This is a genomic window from Dongia sp. (genome assembly GCF_041906375.1).
Taxonomy (GTDB): Bacteria; Pseudomonadota; Alphaproteobacteria; order Dongiales; family Dongiaceae; genus Dongia.
Map to the genome: position 1 here is coordinate 18614 of NZ_JAYRJJ010000009.1, position 15229 is coordinate 33842.

The following is a 15229-nucleotide window of genomic DNA, read 5'->3' on the forward strand; positions in this document are numbered from 1 at the left end:
ATGACACAGCAGGCCCTCCCGGTCGAAGACACCGGCAGTCACAGCAGCGTTTCGCGTTTCATCAAAAGCAATATCCGCGAATACGGCATGCTGTTGTCCCTGATCGTGATCATGGTCTTCTTCCAGGTCATGACCAGCGGCACGCTGTTCAAGCCCGTGAACCTCACCAACCTCATCCTGCAGAACAGCTACATCGTCATCATGGCGCTGGGCATGCTGCTGGTGATCGTGTCCGGCAATATCGACCTGTCGGTGGGTTCCGTGGTGGGCTTCGTCGGCGCCGTCGCCGCCGTGCTGATGGTGCAACACCATATTCACTTCATTCCGGCGGCGATATTCTGCCTGGTGCTGGGTGCCGCGATCGGTGCCGGGCAAGGTTATTTCATCGCCTATCTCAAGATACCATCCTTTATCGTGACCCTCGCTGGCATGCTCGTCTTCAAAGGGCTGGCGCTCTATATCCTGGCTGGCCAGTCGGTCGGCCCCTTCCCCAAGGAATTCCAGCTGCTGAGCACCGGTTTCCTGCCGAACCTGCTGCCGGGGACGTTCAACACCACCTCTCTGTTGCTCGGGATCGTCGTTACCGCCCTGGTCATCTATTTCAATTTCCGCGACCGGCAGAACCAGCAGAAGCATGACACGGCCGAGGAACCGACCGTGTTCTTCATCGGCCGCAATATCCTCATTGCCGCAGGCTTCCTGCTCTTTTCCTACCTGCTGGCTTCCTATCGCGGCCTGCCGAACGTGCTCATCGTCATGTTCGCGCTCATCGTGCTCTATGCTTTTGTCACCTCCAGCACGACCATCGGCCGCCGCATCTATGCACTTGGCGGCAACGAGAAGGCGGCGCGCCTCTCCGGCATCCGCACCGAGCGGCTGACCTTCTACACCTTCATGAATATGGGCCTGCTGGCAGGTCTCGCCGGCCTCATCTTTGCCGCACGCCTCAACACGGCGACGCCGAAGGCCGGCCTCGGCTTCGAGCTCGACGTCATCGCCGCCGTCTTCATCGGCGGCGCCTCGGCCTCGGGCGGTGTGGGCAAGGTCATCGGCGCCGTGATCGGCGCCTTCATCATGGGCGTCATGAACAACGGCATGTCGATCCTTGGCATCGGCATCGACCTGCAGCAGGTCATCAAGGGCCTGGTGCTGCTCGCCGCCGTCTGCATCGACGTCTACTACAAGAAGAAATCCTGAAGAGGTCCCGGTTCAATGCGTCTTATCCAGTTCACCAAGAACGGCCAGCGCGGCGTCGCGCGCATCGAAGGCAACAAGGCGATCGCCGTGCCGAATGCGGCGAGCGTCATCGATCTCGCCCAATCGGCCCTGATCGGCAATGTCAAGAATCTTGCCAACGACGTGACCAGCCGCGGCGACGGCGAGGTGCTGGATTATGCATCCCTGCTCGCGTCGGACAGCGTGCTGGCACCCATCGACCATCCCGATCCCGCCCATTGCCTCGTGACCGGCACCGGCCTCACCCATCTCGGTTCCGCCGATACGCGTGACAAAATGCATCAGAAGGTCGCTGGCGACATCGAGAGCCTGACCGATTCCATGAAGATGTTCAAAATGCATCAGAAGGTCGCTGGCGACATCGAGAGCCTGACCGATTCCATGAAGATGTTCAAAATGGGCCTCGAGGGCGGCAAGCCTAAAGACAGCAAGCCCGGCGTACAGCCCGAATGGTTCTACAAGGGCGACGGTTCGTCCGTCGTGCGGCCGGGTGCTGCACTCGATCTGCCGGCTTTTGCGCTGGATGGCGGCGAGGAGCCGGAAGTGGCCGGCATCTATCTCATCGCCCCGGACGGCAAGCCCTGGCGCCTCGGCTTTGCCATCGGCAACGAATATTCCGACCATGTGATGGAACGGCAGAACTATCTCTATCTCGCGCATTCGAAGCTGCGCGCCTGCGCCATCGGACCGGAACTGCGGCTGGGCGATCTTCCGGAAAGCGTTGAGGGCGAGAGCCGCATCTGGCGGAACGGCAGCCTGCTGTGGAAGAAGGCCTTCGTCAGCGGCGAGAAGAACATGTCGCACACGATCGGCAACCTCGAATATCACCATTTCAAATACCGCCAGTTCCGCCGCCCGGGCGATCTCCATATCCACTTCTTCGGTACAGCGACGCTGAGCGTCGGTGACGGCATCCAGACCCAGCCCGGCGATGTGTTCGAGATCGAGGCGCCAGCTTTCGGCGCGGCTTTGCGCAACCCGCTCGGCTCACGCGCCAATGAGGAGTTCGAGCTCGGCGGCGTCGGCTCTCTTTGACGCCGATGCGGGATCCTATCGCCTGCATCGCCATCGATTGGGGCACCAGCAACCGCCGGGCCTGGGCCCTGGGCATTGATGGGCGGATGGTCGCCGCACGCAACGACGATCAAGGTCTGCTGGCGATTGCCGAGCGCGACTTTGCCGGGTCGCTGCGAAGGTTCGCCGGCGATTGGCTGGACGGCCGCCCGCCGATCATCATGGCCGGCATGATCGGCAGCCGCGCCGGCTGGCGCGAGGTGCCCTATCTCGAGACACCGGCCGATCTCATGACGCTCGGCCGGCAGCTGATGCCGATCGAAGGTTTTGACGGTCTCCGCGTGCGGATCGTCCCTGGTGTCGCGCGGGTCGCCGGGGACAGCGCCGATGTCATGCGCGGCGAGGAATGCCAGATGCTGGGCGCGATGCTCACGCGCGGACAGCGTGACGGCATCTTCCTGCTGCCCGGCACCCATGCCAAATGGGCGCTTTTGAAAGATGGCGCGTTAGTCGATTTCCGCACCTATATGACGGGTGAACTTTACGGGCTACTGCGTCACAACGGGTCGCTGGCGCAGGTGATGCCGCCCAAGGGAGAGGCGGAAATCTTCGACGCCGATGCCTTCGATCGCGGCCTCGCGCGGGCCCTTGAAGGCGACGGCATCACGCATCTGCTGTTCAGCGTGCGCAGCCTATCGCTCTTTGCAAAGCTCCAGCCGGCAACAGCGCCGAGCTATCTGTCGGGCCTGCTGGTCGGTGCCGAGATGAGGGACGCCCTTGCCTGGCTGCAGGACCAAGGCGCCGGCAAGCGCATTACGGCGATCGGCTCGGCCAGGCTGCTGGAAACCTATGACCGTGCCGCCTCGCATTGCGGCATCACGCTTGATCGGCTGGAAAGCGACGACATTCTGCCGCCGGCCCTCTTTGCCATCGCGCAAGGCGCCGGGCTGGTTGCCAAAACAGCAGCCTGAGGCTGCGGGAGATTTCTCTATGACCGACCTACGTCCCTGGCTGAAGGATCTGCCGCTCATCGCGATCCTGCGGGGCATCACGCCCGTGGATGCCGAAGCCGCCATCGACACGCTGGAAGCTGCCGGCTGGCGCGTGGTTGAGGTGCCGCTCAACTCGCCCGACGCGCTGGAAACCTTGAAGCGCATGGTGAAGCGGGCGGGCGATCGCCTGCTGATCGGCGCCGGCACGGTGCTGAATGTAGCGCAGGTAAACGCCATCGCCGCTGCGGGGGCCAAGCTGATGGTGGCACCCAATTGCGTGCCAGATGTCATCCGCGCGGCCAAGGCGAAAGGCATGGCGACAGCGCCCGGCGTCGCCACCCCGACCGAAGCCTTCCAGGCACTCGATGCCGGTGCCGATGCCCTGAAGATGTTTCCCGGCGAAATGCTGCCGCCGGTTGCCGTCAAGGCGTGGCGCGCCGTCCTGCCGCCGGAAACCCTGCTGCTGCCGGTGGGTGGTGTCGCACCCGACAATATCGCCGCTTACCTCAAGGCCGGCGCCGATGGTTTCGGCATCGGCGGCTCGGTCTACAAGCCCGGGATGGCTATTCCGGAATTGGCCGCGCGCGCCAAGGCGCTGGCTGACGCCTTCCGCAACGCCCATTGATGACGGACGTCAACATCTTCGGCACGCTGCCGGATGGGGACGAGGTTTTCGAGATTCGCCTGAGCGATGGCACCGTGTCGGCTTCCATCCTTACCTATGGCGCGCGCCTCAGCGATCTCGCCTTCGATGGCGGGAATGGACCCAAAAGTCGCGTGCTGGGTTTTGCGACATTGGCAGAATATCTGGCCGATCGGAGCTATGCCGGCAGCGTCGTCGGGCGCTATGCCAACCGCATCGCCGAGGGGCGCTTCGTCCTCGACGGCTGGTCCTTTCAACTGACCCGCAATGAGGGGCCGACGCATCTTCACGGTGGCGCCAGCGGCTTCAGCCACCGCAATTGGCGGATCGTCGATCGGGGCGTGCAGCATGTGACGTTGGAGCTGAGGTCGCCGGCAAACGACGAAGGCTATCCGGGCGCGCTCACCGCCCGCTGCACCTATCGCCTCGCGGAAACAGCCGCGCTGCGGATCGACTTCACGGCCACGACCGATGCGCCGACCATCATCAATCTGGCAACGCATAGCTATTTCAATCTCGATGGCACGGCGGATATTCTTCGGCATCTTTTACTGATTCCGGCGGAATCCTATCTGCCTGTGGATGCAGGCATTGTGCCGACCGGAGAGATCGCCGCCGTTGCCGGCACGCCCTTCGATTTCCGCAGACCCCGCCCGGTCGGCAGCGGCGTGCATTACGACCACAATTTCGTCATCGACCGGCAGCGCGTGGCAACCCCGCGCCTGATGGCCCGCCTTGACGGGCCTGTGACCGGCACGCGGCTGGAAATCCATTCCACCGAACCCGGCCTGCAATTCTATGACGGTGCCGGTTTTCCAGGAGCGCCCCATGCCGGGCTTTGCCTGGAGCCGCAGATATTCCCGAATTCGCCCAACCAGCCGAGTTTCCCCGACGCCATCCTGCGGCCGGGCGAGACCTATCGGCAAGTAACGGATTATCGCTTCAGCCGCATCTAGAGAGCGCTCCCTCTCCCCGCATGGGGGAGAGGGCCAAGTGGAATGCTGTCTCAGTGATTGTCGCGCGGCAGGCCCTTTTCCTGGGCGATGCGCTGGTACTTCACCGCCGGCTTCAGCACCATGCCCTGGTCGAGCTGGTCGACGATCCCGCGCTGGATCTCCTGCCAGGGTGTCTGGTGGGCGGGATATTTATAGCCACCGGCCGCCTCGAGCGCTGCGCGGCGGGTTTTGATTTCCGCTGCATCGACCAGCATGTTGACGGTGCCGGTCTTCAGATCGACTCGGACGCGGTCGCCGGTCTTGAGGAGGGCGAGGCCGCTGCCCACCGCCGCCTCGGGTGCGGCGTTAAGGATGGAGGGCGAGCCAGACGTGCCGGACTGGCGCCCGTCACCAATGCAGGGCAATGACGGCACGCCCTGTTTGATGAGATAGGCAGGCGGGCGCATGTTGACGACTTCGGCGGCACCGGGATAGCCGATCGGCCCCACGCCGCGAATGACCAGGATCGAATGCGCGTCGATGCCCAGCGACGGGTCGTCGATGCGGTGGTGATAGTCCTCCGGCCCATCGAAGACGAAGGCCTTGCCCTCGAACGCTTCCGGGTCTTTGGGGTTGGAGAGAAAGCGCTGGCGGAATTCGTCCGAGATCACGCTGATCTTCATGATCGCGCTGTCGAAGATGTTGCCCTTCAAGGCGACGAAGCCCGCCTTCTGCATCACCGGATTTTCGAAGGTCTTGATGACCTTGTCGTCCTCAATGGTGGCATTGCGGCAATTGTCGCCGATAGTCTTGCCGTTGACGGTGAGCGCATCCTCGTCGATATGGCCGTGCTTCATCAGCTGCGCCACGACCGCGGGCACGCCGCCGGCATGATGATAGTCCTCGCCCAGATATTCGCCGGCCGGCTGCATGTTCACCAGCAGCGGGATATCGCGCCCCAGATCCTGCCATTCCTGCACGTCGAGCTCGACGCCCATATGCTTGGCGATGGCGTTGATGTGAATCGGCGCATTGGTCGAACCGCCGATCGCCGAATTGACACGGATGGCGTTGCGGAAAGCTTTCTTGGTGAGAATTTCAGAAGGCTTCAGATCCTCGCGCACCATGTCGACGATGCGCCGGCCAGTCTCATAGGCCATCTGCTGGCGCTCGCGATAAGGTGCCGGAATCGCCGCCGAACCGGGCAATTGCATGCCCAAAGCCTCGGCCAGCGAGTTCATCGTCGTCGCCGTGCCCATGGTGTTGCAATAGCCGGTCGACGGCGCGGAGCTCGCCACCAGTTCGATGAAGCCCTGATAGTCGATCTCCCCCGCCGCCAGGAGCTGGCGCGCCTTCCAGACGATGGTGCCCGAACCCGTGCGCTCGCCCTTGTGCCAGCCATTGAGCATCGGGCCGACCGAAAAGGCGATCGCCGGCAGGTTGACCGTGGCTGCCGCCATCAGGCAGGCCGGCGTGGTCTTGTCGCAGCCGATGGTGAGAATGACGCCGTCCAGCGGATAGCCGTAGAGAACTTCGACCAGGCCCAGATAAGCAAGGTTCCTGTCGAGCGACGCGGTCGGGCGCTTGCCGGTTTCCTGGATGGGATGGACCGGGAATTCGATGGCGATGCCGCCGGCGGTGCGGATGCCGTCGCGCAGGCGTTCCGCGAGCACGATATGATGCCGGTTGCAGGGCGAGAGGTCGGAACCGGTCTGGGCGATGCCGATGATGGGCTTGCCCGACTGCAGTTCCTCGCGCGTGAAGCCGTAATTGAGATAGCGCTCGAGATAGAGCGCCGTCATGTCGGCGTTTTCAGGATTGTCGAACCAGGCCCGGGAGCGCAGCTTGCGGCCGCTCGGATTGTGAGCGTGCCGGCTGGAATTGTGATCGGGGGATGGCATTGCGTGCTACTCCTTGGAAAGCCTGTCGAGTAATCGGTGCGCTCGGTACGCGAACGGCACCGTGAGCGATGGATGGTCTTGCCAGCGTCTTTCGTCGCATCCCGCCTTCGCACGCGCAGCATTGCCGGGGAACGTATCAGCGCGATACGGGGCCATGAAAGGCACGCGGGCGGATGGACTTTGCGCGTGGGCGCATATGCATCGCACAGCGCCGCCGGATTTGGAAGCTATATTATCATACAATATGCTGAAAGACCCGTGGCAGCGCTGCAAATTCCATGCATTTGCAAATGGATGCGCATTCGCAAGACCTTGGGCATTCGCAAACGCGCGGGTGCCTGCGGATCTTACGCCGGCCCGGCGTCGCCCCCCTTGCTCAGCAGCGAGGCGCGGTTCTTGCGGCCTTCCTCGATGACTTGGGTCATGGCCGCGGCGGCCGCTGTCGCATCGCGCGCGGCGATTGCCTCGACGATGGCGGCGTGATCCTCGGTCGAATGCGACAGGCGCCCCTGATCGGTGACTGGTGACGAATCGACAAAACTGGCCATCAGGGCCGCCTCGATGATGGCCCCCACCGAACGCATGAACGGATTGCCGGAAGCGGCGGCGATTTCGAGATGCAGCGCAAGGTCTACTTCCGCGAAGGTCGAGCGGGTATGGCCGGGCTGGCGGAATTCGTCGATGAGGGCGCGCATGCGCGCGAGCGAGTCGTCGCTGCGGCGCAGAGCGGCCAGCGCACTGGCCGCCGGTTCGACCGCCAGGCGAATCTCGTAGAGGCTGTTGAGGAACCGGAGATCCATGCCGAGATCGAGGCGCCACCCTAAGAGATCGGAATCGAACATATTCCAATCGACCTGGGCGCGCACCTTGGTACCGACGCGGGTCTTGGAGACCACCAGCCCCTTGGCCGCCAGCGTCTTCAGAACCTCGCGCAGAACCGTGCGGGAGATGCCGAACTGGGCCATCAGATCGCCTTCGGCCGGCAGCAGGGCACCTTCGGGATAATCGCCGCGCAGAATGGCGACGCCCATGGCGCGCACGATCTGCTCCTGACCCATGCGGGCGCCTGACATCCGTGTCGCGGTCGTCCGGATCGGCCGATATCTGTTCTGTGCGACGATCATTCCTTGCTCCCCTCGCACCTGCAGCAAAAAAGCCGGCAGGCCGCCTAAATTCTAAGCAGTGGGACGAGAGCGAACAAGCGAGATGAATTTCGGCGGAATGAGACCGGCTGGAATGAAAAAAGGGCGCGCCCAGGGAATGCGCGCCCTTTTCCATCTCACTTACTTCTGAATGCAGGTGTCGACGGTGTCCTTGGTGCATTCATCGAGGCCGGTGAAGACCGGATCGTCGACCTTCTTGCCTTCGATCAGGTCAATCATGACCGACGGCGCCTTGTAACCCATTTCAAACGGACGCTGGCCGACAAGCGCGGTCACGAGACCTTCCTTGGCGATCGCCACTTCATCGCCGATCGTGTCGGCAGCCGAGATGACGAAATCGCCGCTGGCGATACGGTCCGCGAGCGGCTTGAACAGATCGCGATATGGCTGCGGCGCGCCGAAGAGCGGCCAGCCGCCTTCGATCGCAAACGCATCGAGCTTCGGGTTGGCGGCGAGGATGTCGGTCATTCCCTGCACGCCCTTGGCGCCGTCGTCATTGGTGAAGATCGGGCAGCCATCAACTTCGGTCCAGCCGCCTTCACCCTTCAACGCCGGCAGGCCCTTCTGGCCGCTCAGCGCATCGCGGGTGCCCTGCGCGCGGCGCAGGATGTTGTCGGCGCCGGGATTGCCCTGGATCGAGCAGAAGGTGCCGCCATTGGGCTTCTTCTCCTTGATATATTCGCCGATGCGATAGCCCATCAGATAGTTGTCGGTACCGAGATAGGTCTTACGCAGGCCTGAATCCTCAGCCGCGAGATCGGCGTCGAGGGTCATGATCGGCACGGTGGCATTTGCGGTCTTGATCGTCTGGGCGATCAGCTTGGCATTCGATGGCGAGATCGCCATGGCGACCGTGTCCGGCTTGCCCAGCATATCCTGCACGATCTGCGCTTCACCCGCTTCATCGGAGGTCGACGCCGGACCAGTGTAGAAGCACTCATATTCGGAATCGGGGTTTTCCTTGTTCCATTTCTGGCAGCCTTGGTTGATCGCCTCGAAGAAGGGGTTGTCGAGCCCTTTGACGACGATGACCAACTGCTTTTTAGCCAGTGCCGGGCTGGCGCTCAAAGCCAGAGCGGCAACCGCGACGAGTACCGAAAGCTTATTCATTCCATTCCTCCCAAAAAACGGACGGCCATTGAAACAGGCGGGCGCTTAGCGCTTGTTGCACGAGACTGCATTCAGTCTTTCGACGCCGAAACAGAACCGGATGATTGCGCATCACGCTGGATGCCATCCGCCTGTCCGACGATTACACATGTCACAAGAATTGGTTCGGCAAAGCAGCCGTCATTCAGCCGGCTGGCGCGCATCCTCCCTTTCTTCCGACGCCGCCCGGACGTTTGCCGTCCGATGCCACCGCCAGAAATTTTTTCTTGTTCCGCGATTAGCTAATAACGATGGTTTGCAACCGTCAATCATTTTGTCGTACAAAATGAAATCTTTTGTACGACAATATTAACGACTGAGGTGTTTGAGGTGTTTGCGGTGCAGCGGCCCCGACCATCAATCGACCATCAATTGACGTTCGGGATGCCCGCTGCATAGTGTTGTGAAGCTGCTTTGTGAGAAGTCGACACGTTCATTCGCACAAGCAAAAGCAAAGCCGCATCGCAGCAACACGAACCGCGAACTTAACAAGCCGGAGAAGAATGCCGGCAGCTTGCTCTGGGAGGGGCGACAGTCGCGTGCCAGTTCTTGAATTGCAGAATATCTCGAAACATTTCGGCGCCATTCAGGCGGTGAATGATGTCTCGTTCTCGCTCGAGGCCGGCGAAGTCGTCGGCCTGATGGGTGACAACGGTGCGGGAAAATCGACGCTGGTGAAAATGATCGCCGGCAATTTCCGCCCGAGTCACGGCACCATGCGCATGGACGGCGCCGAGCTCGTCATGCATCGACCCGTGGAGGCGCGGCGCCACGGCATTGAAATCGTCCACCAGGATTTGGCGCTGTGCAACAACCTCACTGCGGCAGAGAACGTCTTCCTGGGCCGCGAGTTGCGGCGCGGCTTCGGGCCGTTCAGCCTGCTCGATTATCCGGCCATGTATAAGCGCGCGGCGCAGATCTTCACGGAATTGAAATCCGAGACCAGGCCGCGCGATCTGGTAAAGTCGATGTCCGGCGGCCAGCGCCAGGCCGTGGCCATCGCCCGCACGCGCCTGACCGATGCCAAGATCGTGCTGATGGACGAACCCACTGCCGCCATCTCGGTGCGGCAGGTCGCCGAAGTGCTCAATCTCATCCGCCGCTTGCGCGACCACGGCATTGCCGTGGCCCTCATCAGCCATCGCATGCCGGACGTCTTTACGGTGGCTGACCGGGTCATCGTCATGCGACGCGGCCGCAAGGTCGCCGACAAGAAGATCGCCGCGAGTTCGCCGGAAGAAGTGACCGGCCTCATCACCGGCGCCATCGAAGCCGCCTGATCAGGAAACCCAAATGACCAGCGCCGACATGCCCAGCACGAACGAGACCCAATCGAGTACCGACCGCACCATGGAGCAGCGCCTGGCGCTGAAACAGCACGGCAGGCTGACGGCACTCCTGGCCAACCAGACATTCTGGGTCTTCATCGCTGTCATTCTCGCTTGTCTTTATTTGTCTGTCAGCACCGACTCATTCGCGACAGCGAAGAATCTCTACAACATCACGCGTAACGTCACCTTCGTCGCCATCATCGCGCTGGGCATGACGATCGTCATCATCTCGGGCGGCATCGATCTTTCCGTGGGATCGGTCCTGTGCCTGTGCAGCATGGTGCTGGCCGTGACGATGCATGCTGGCTACAGCATCGAAATCGGCATCGCCGCCGCCATCGGCACGGCATTGCTGGTCGGCGCCTTCAACGGCATCCTCATCGCCTATCTGGGCTTTCCACCCTTTGTCGTGACGCTGGGCATGCTGTCGGTCGCGCGCAGCCTGGCCATGGTGGCTTCCAACAATACGGTCGTGTTCGAATTCGGGCCCGATCACGACAAGCTGCTGGCCCTGGGTGGCGGCGCCTGGCTGTTCGGCATCGCCAATCCGGTGCTCTATATGCTCGTGCTGGCGCTCCTGACCGGCTTCGTGCTGCGCTGGACGCGGTTCGGCCGCCATGTCTTTGCCATCGGCGGCAATGAGAAGGCCGCGACATTGACCGGCGTGCCGGTGAAACCGATCAAGGTCGCGGTCTACATGATTTCGGCGCTCTCGGCCGGCATCGCCGGGATTGTCCAGACCGGCTGGCTGGGTGCCGTCACCACCAATATCGGTGCCGGCATGGAATTGCAGGTCATTGCCGCGGCCGTCATCGGTGGTGCCGACCTCGCCGGCGGCGTCGGCACGGCGCTCGGCGCCCTCGTTGGCGCGGCACTCATCGAGGTCATCCGCAACAGCCTCGGCCTGCTCGGGATCAATGCCTTCTGGCAGGGCGCCTTCATCGGCGGCGCCATCATCCTGGCCGTTCTGTTCGACCGGGTCCGGAATTTCCGCCAGAGCGATTGATCGTAGCGATTGATCGCAGCGATTAATCGTCCGGCAGCGCTACTTTCAACGAACGGGGCGGCGCTGCGCTTCGGCCGCTCCGCCATGCTCGGTCGAGTCCTCGGACTTGAATGACTTTGTCGCCCGGGCAATCTCGGCCATGGCGAAGACACTGGTCGCGGCCACGCCAATACGGGCAGTCGGATTGCTTTTGGCGATCCTCGCGTTGATAGTGGAGCGGGTCACCACAAGACCGAGGATCGATGACAAAGCTGGTCCTGCCGATCGACAACTATGTGCCGAGCACCGCGGCGGTGGACCCGATCTTGCTGTGGCGGGATACGCCTGACTTCGCCGACTTCCTGGCGCGGCCCGACAGCGCCGAATTCGTATCGCTCCTCGACTATTGGGACGACAAGCGCGGGGGGACCCCGGCACCCTTGCGCTCGGCCATCAACCCGGCCGATCTCTCAAGGCTGCTGCCCGGCATTTTCATCATGGAGGTCATCGACGGCCCCCCGCTTGATTTCCGCTTCCGCCTGGTCGGCACCAACATCATCGGCGGCCTGCGCGCGAATTTTACCGGCAAGACACTGCGCGAGGTTTTCCCGCTTGATGGCATGTTCGCCATAATCTGGAAGCAATACCGCGCCGCGATCCAAGGCGACGTCGTCCTGCGGGTCGGCGTCGACGGTTTTGAAGACCATCACTACCGGTTTCGCGTGCCGATCAGCGTCATCCTCCTGCCGCTGCGCACCGCCCCCGACAGCCCCCGCATCGGCCAGCTGCTGGGCTATGTGAAGTACTACAAGGAAAAGATGGAACGGGTGGATTTCTGAGCCTGGCGCGCCCAACACACAACTCTAAAACGTCCCTACGAACCCGATCGGCTCGACAAAGAATCAATGAGTTAGATCGATCGTAGCTCATTAGCGCCCCGATCGGTAGGTCGCTATTCTGCCGAATGGCTCAAGCAAAAGTCACTATTGGCACGAATGTTGACAGGAGCCAACCCGTGCCCCCTGGAAATGCAGAACCCGGCACATTTCCTGGTTAGACGAACCACGATTTGGGGGCGTGCTTGCGAGGGCCGCTGGGGGGCCTCTTGATCTTCTTAGGAGGCAAGAACTCCCGGAACACGTCATTAATGATCTGCCGCCAGCCGTCGTCGGGCTGCATCCCGATCAGAGTTTGAACAGGGTTCAGCCGCATGATGGAATCCTTGGCCTCCCCAGCATTCTTCTCCATGAGCAACTCCAGATACTGGGTGAACTTCGTCGGCCAGTCATCCAGCAGCGCGACGCCACGGGCAATCAGGTTTGACTGGGAAACCGTTGTCTTACTTTCCCCAGGGCGCATAGCTTTGCCCTCGACGGCAGCAACGACACGGCCCAGGCTTAGCAGAAGCTCTAACTGATCGCCCATTGATAGGTCGGACAGGACCGACCCTGGCGGGTGAGTTCCGCCAGTAGCAATCACATGAATCACCTTCATTGCATCTTGGGTCCGCTGATCCACGCTGCGGCCCTGCATCAAGGTGAACGGCATCTGACAACGAGGACAGGCCTCGATTCCAGATAATGACCACAGGAATTCATGGTCCGGACAGGAGGGGCAGCTATTGATGAGAGTCCGCCGATGAACGTGGCAGGCACTCAGCGGTCCCAAATACCAATTATGCCTGTGGAAAGGACTGTCCACTAAGCATTCTGGGCAGATCCACATTTTACTAGTCCGGACCCAATCCCGAAGGATCACCTGGCCGCGAAAGTGCGCCAAGCGAGGTGTATCGGCACCCAGCAACCCGTTTTGGAGAACCTCCCATTGATCACCCAGTGCGTCGGCAAGTTGGTCCAAGCTCCAGGCAAAAGGTAGTCTCCATATCCGGTCGGCAGCGCGAAAATCAGGGATCAGATTTCCGACGTTTTCAGAACCAAGGATTTTCGCGGTGCGCTTGAGATAACCGAGGATGCTTTCGCCTTCATATGCCTGAGGGCGGATCGGATATTGTTTGACTGTCATTGTTGGTTTGCTTGGGATCGAAGTTGCTGTGCATGCCACGCATGGAATTTGCCAAGCAGTTCTCAATTTAGGGTTACGATTTCCTTCAATTTTACATGAATTCGATCGACGCGTGTCAGACCACGCTGACAACGACAGCGGTTAGATTATCATGGCCGCCCCGCTCAATGGCGAGTGACGCCAACCGATCTACTGCTTGGACGCCGTAATCTATCAGAGCCTCCCAAATCTCATCATCCTCAATAAGATCGCTAATTCCATCACTACAAATCAGATAACTCTCACCCAGCCAAAGTGATTTCCCACCCACATGTGGCGTGATCTCTAGCTGAGGATTTGAGCCGCCTAGAACTTGAACTAGCGTGGAACTCTGCTTCTTTAGGCCTAGATAACCACCAACGGTATCGTCCCGAGATAGCTGATAGAGCCCAAGCGAGCTAAACGAATACACTCGGGAGTCACCGACGTTAAAGAAATACATCGTCGCACCATGAATCCATAAGCCCGCTATTGTCGTGCCCATGCCCCGCGTCTGGTCGGTCATCAAATCGAAGATTTGTCGGTCGACCTCGACGAGTGCTTGAGCAATGGCCTCCTTATTGTCGGCCCTCAAAAGCCGTCTGCTAAGGAACTCGATGGCGCCATGACTAGCGACCTCTCCGCCCGCCGGGTTGCTCATTCCGTCTGCGACCAGAACGACTCTGACTTCGTCCGTGGAAGCAGTTACTTCATGAGCGTTTCGCATGGAGTCGGAGGATGCCCAATCAACGACGTGAACACGATCCTGATTGATTGAATGAATCAGGCCCGGATGAGTGATCGCCCGGATCAGGAGGTTGAGTGAAGCGGGTGGCGATGACGGCCTATTTTCCTTCATTTGGGCTGACTTCAGATATTCGGGCATTGACGAAGGAAGCCGTGCCATCGATTTGGATGACAAACTCAAATGTCATCTCATCCTTGTCAGGCTTGATAAGACCGCGAGTGTTGTCGACGATCGCGAGGATCTTGGTGGCTGCATAGAAGCCATTGGTGTTTCTGAGTATGAGAATTTGACCAAGCTGCGGCCGACGATGTGCCGAGGAGAAGTCGAAAGTGGCGGCGTCGCCAATGTCGCTTATTTCGTGGGCCCCAACAGCGACAGCGATGCCATGTATGCTGGGCTTGTCGTTGTGAGCTTGTATACTCGTGTCACTGGATTTACTCCAATGAGTCTCGAAGAGATATGGGTCACGTCCCAGGATGTAGACGCCGTTATACGACGAGTAATCGAAAGTGATCGTCCCGCTGCTTGATGTCACATGAGGCGGGGGAACGTCTGATGCCTTGGTAGCGAAGGGGCTTATTCCCAGCTTCTGAACTATCAGTGTCGCCAAAGCATAGGGCGTCAGCTTATTCGCATCGAGATATTGGATTGTCGAGGGCATTCCCGGCACTGGCGTGTCATCAAAGCGGACAGGCAGAACGTATTCTGACTTCTCCATCAGAGCTCGGCTTAGAGCAGAACGACGTTCGTGGCTGCACCAGGGTTTGTCCACATACTCCTTGGAGATGAACATCACCACATACGATGTCTCAGCGGAGAAAAGCTGATGGAAGAACTCGACGCCGTCTTTGCCCCATAGCGTTACTTGGCTGTCGCCGTCATAGAAGACCGGAACGCCAAAGGATTGAAGGGATCGAACGACCTGCTCGACGTAGAGTCGTTGTTCTCCAGCGAACGAAACGGCTGCCTGATACTTAAACATTTACGGCCTCAAGTCGGTGGATGTCGGATTACGTCCGCAATCTCCGCGGCAATCTCTTGAACGGTATTCGTTGCTGTATTTCGAGCGAGCCTATGCGCCCGGCGCTCACT

At 60.6% G+C, this 15229-nt stretch carries 16 protein-coding genes; 9 read left to right on the forward strand and 7 right to left on the reverse strand.

Annotated features, from left to right (window positions below; all coding sequences use genetic code 11):
- The 5 genes from mmsB to ACE3OA_RS19850 are packed head-to-tail and all read left to right on the forward strand — an operon-like array spanning position 1 to position 4841.
- Complete coding sequence (mmsB, locus tag ACE3OA_RS19830; RefSeq protein ID WP_374314032.1) at positions 1–1197, forward strand: multiple monosaccharide ABC transporter permease; 1197 nt, start codon at positions 1–3, stop codon at positions 1195–1197.
- 15 nt (positions 1198–1212) lie between these two features.
- Positions 1213–2271: an AraD1 family protein gene (araD1, locus tag ACE3OA_RS19835; protein ID WP_374314034.1), complete on the forward strand. Its 1059-nt coding sequence runs from the start codon at positions 1213–1215 to the stop codon at positions 2269–2271.
- A 5-nt stretch (positions 2272–2276) separates the two neighbouring features.
- Positions 2277–3221 carry a 2-dehydro-3-deoxygalactonokinase gene (locus tag ACE3OA_RS19840; RefSeq protein WP_374314036.1) on the forward strand — a complete coding sequence of 315 codons (945 nt, stop codon included), beginning with the start codon at positions 2277–2279 and terminating at the stop codon, positions 3219–3221.
- A 19-nt stretch (positions 3222–3240) separates the two neighbouring features.
- Positions 3241–3867, forward strand: a complete 627-nt coding sequence (locus ACE3OA_RS19845; RefSeq protein WP_374314038.1) for a 2-dehydro-3-deoxy-6-phosphogalactonate aldolase — start codon at positions 3241–3243, stop codon at positions 3865–3867.
- A complete protein-coding gene (locus tag ACE3OA_RS19850; RefSeq protein WP_374314040.1) occupies positions 3867–4841 on the forward strand; it encodes an aldose epimerase family protein in 975 nt (324 codons plus the stop codon). The genes ACE3OA_RS19845 and ACE3OA_RS19850 overlap by 1 nt, the downstream gene beginning before the upstream one ends.
- A gap of 50 nt (positions 4842–4891) precedes the next feature.
- Here ACE3OA_RS19850 and ACE3OA_RS19855 read toward each other — a convergent pair whose 3' ends face one another.
- The 3 genes from ACE3OA_RS19855 to ACE3OA_RS19865 all read right to left on the reverse strand — a co-directional run bounded on the left by ACE3OA_RS19855 (position 4892) and on the right by ACE3OA_RS19865 (position 8994).
- Positions 4892–6721 (reverse strand): IlvD/Edd family dehydratase, encoded by a 1830-nt coding sequence (locus tag ACE3OA_RS19855; protein ID WP_374314042.1) that lies wholly within the window; start codon positions 6719–6721, stop codon positions 4892–4894.
- A 347-nt stretch (positions 6722–7068) separates the two neighbouring features.
- The gene (locus ACE3OA_RS19860) at positions 7069–7845 is read right to left on the reverse strand and encodes a FadR/GntR family transcriptional regulator (RefSeq protein ID WP_374314044.1); all 777 of its coding nucleotides are present in this window, start codon (positions 7843–7845) and stop codon (positions 7069–7071) included.
- A gap of 159 nt (positions 7846–8004) precedes the next feature.
- On the reverse strand, positions 8005–8994 hold the full coding sequence (locus tag ACE3OA_RS19865) for a substrate-binding domain-containing protein (protein ID WP_374314046.1): 990 nt from the start codon (positions 8992–8994) through the stop codon (positions 8005–8007).
- Positions 8995–9098: 104 nt separating this feature from the next.
- Here ACE3OA_RS19865 and ACE3OA_RS19870 point away from each other — a divergent pair, with 104 nt between their 5' ends.
- The 3 genes from ACE3OA_RS19870 (at position 9099) to ACE3OA_RS19880 (ending at position 11370) form a co-directional block, all read left to right on the forward strand.
- On the forward strand, positions 9099–9275 hold the full coding sequence (locus ACE3OA_RS19870; protein WP_374314048.1) for a hypothetical protein: 177 nt from the start codon (positions 9099–9101) through the stop codon (positions 9273–9275).
- Between the two features lie 297 nt (positions 9276–9572).
- Positions 9573–10313: an ATP-binding cassette domain-containing protein gene (locus ACE3OA_RS19875; RefSeq protein ID WP_374314050.1), complete on the forward strand. Its 741-nt coding sequence runs from the start codon at positions 9573–9575 to the stop codon at positions 10311–10313.
- Positions 10314–10326: 13 nt separating this feature from the next.
- The gene (locus ACE3OA_RS19880; RefSeq protein ID WP_374314053.1) at positions 10327–11370 is read left to right on the forward strand and encodes an ABC transporter permease; all 1044 of its coding nucleotides are present in this window, start codon (positions 10327–10329) and stop codon (positions 11368–11370) included.
- Between the two features lie 45 nt (positions 11371–11415).
- Here the strand turns inward: ACE3OA_RS19880 and ACE3OA_RS19885 are convergent, their stop codons facing one another.
- Entirely contained in the window at positions 11416–11619 is a 204-nt protein-coding gene (locus tag ACE3OA_RS19885) for a hypothetical protein (protein WP_374314056.1), read from the reverse strand.
- Here ACE3OA_RS19885 and ACE3OA_RS19890 point away from each other — a divergent pair.
- Positions 11613–12188 carry a PAS domain-containing protein gene (locus ACE3OA_RS19890; protein ID WP_374314058.1) on the forward strand — a complete coding sequence of 192 codons (576 nt, stop codon included), beginning with the start codon at positions 11613–11615 and terminating at the stop codon, positions 12186–12188. The two genes, ACE3OA_RS19885 and ACE3OA_RS19890, sit on opposite strands and share 7 nt — an antisense overlap.
- Before the next feature lie 214 nt (positions 12189–12402).
- Here ACE3OA_RS19890 and ACE3OA_RS19895 read toward each other — a convergent pair whose 3' ends face one another.
- The 3 genes from ACE3OA_RS19895 to ACE3OA_RS19905 form a co-directional block, all read right to left on the reverse strand.
- Complete coding sequence (locus ACE3OA_RS19895; protein WP_374314060.1) at positions 12403–13371, reverse strand: TniQ family protein; 969 nt, start codon at positions 13369–13371, stop codon at positions 12403–12405.
- 115 nt (positions 13372–13486) lie between these two features.
- On the reverse strand, positions 13487–14275 hold the full coding sequence (locus ACE3OA_RS19900) for a PP2C family serine/threonine-protein phosphatase (protein ID WP_374314062.1): 789 nt from the start codon (positions 14273–14275) through the stop codon (positions 13487–13489).
- Complete coding sequence (locus tag ACE3OA_RS19905) at positions 14235–15119, reverse strand: TIR domain-containing protein (protein WP_374314064.1); 885 nt, start codon at positions 15117–15119, stop codon at positions 14235–14237. The genes ACE3OA_RS19900 and ACE3OA_RS19905 overlap by 41 nt, the downstream gene beginning before the upstream one ends.
- Positions 15120–15229: the final 110 nt, after the last annotated feature.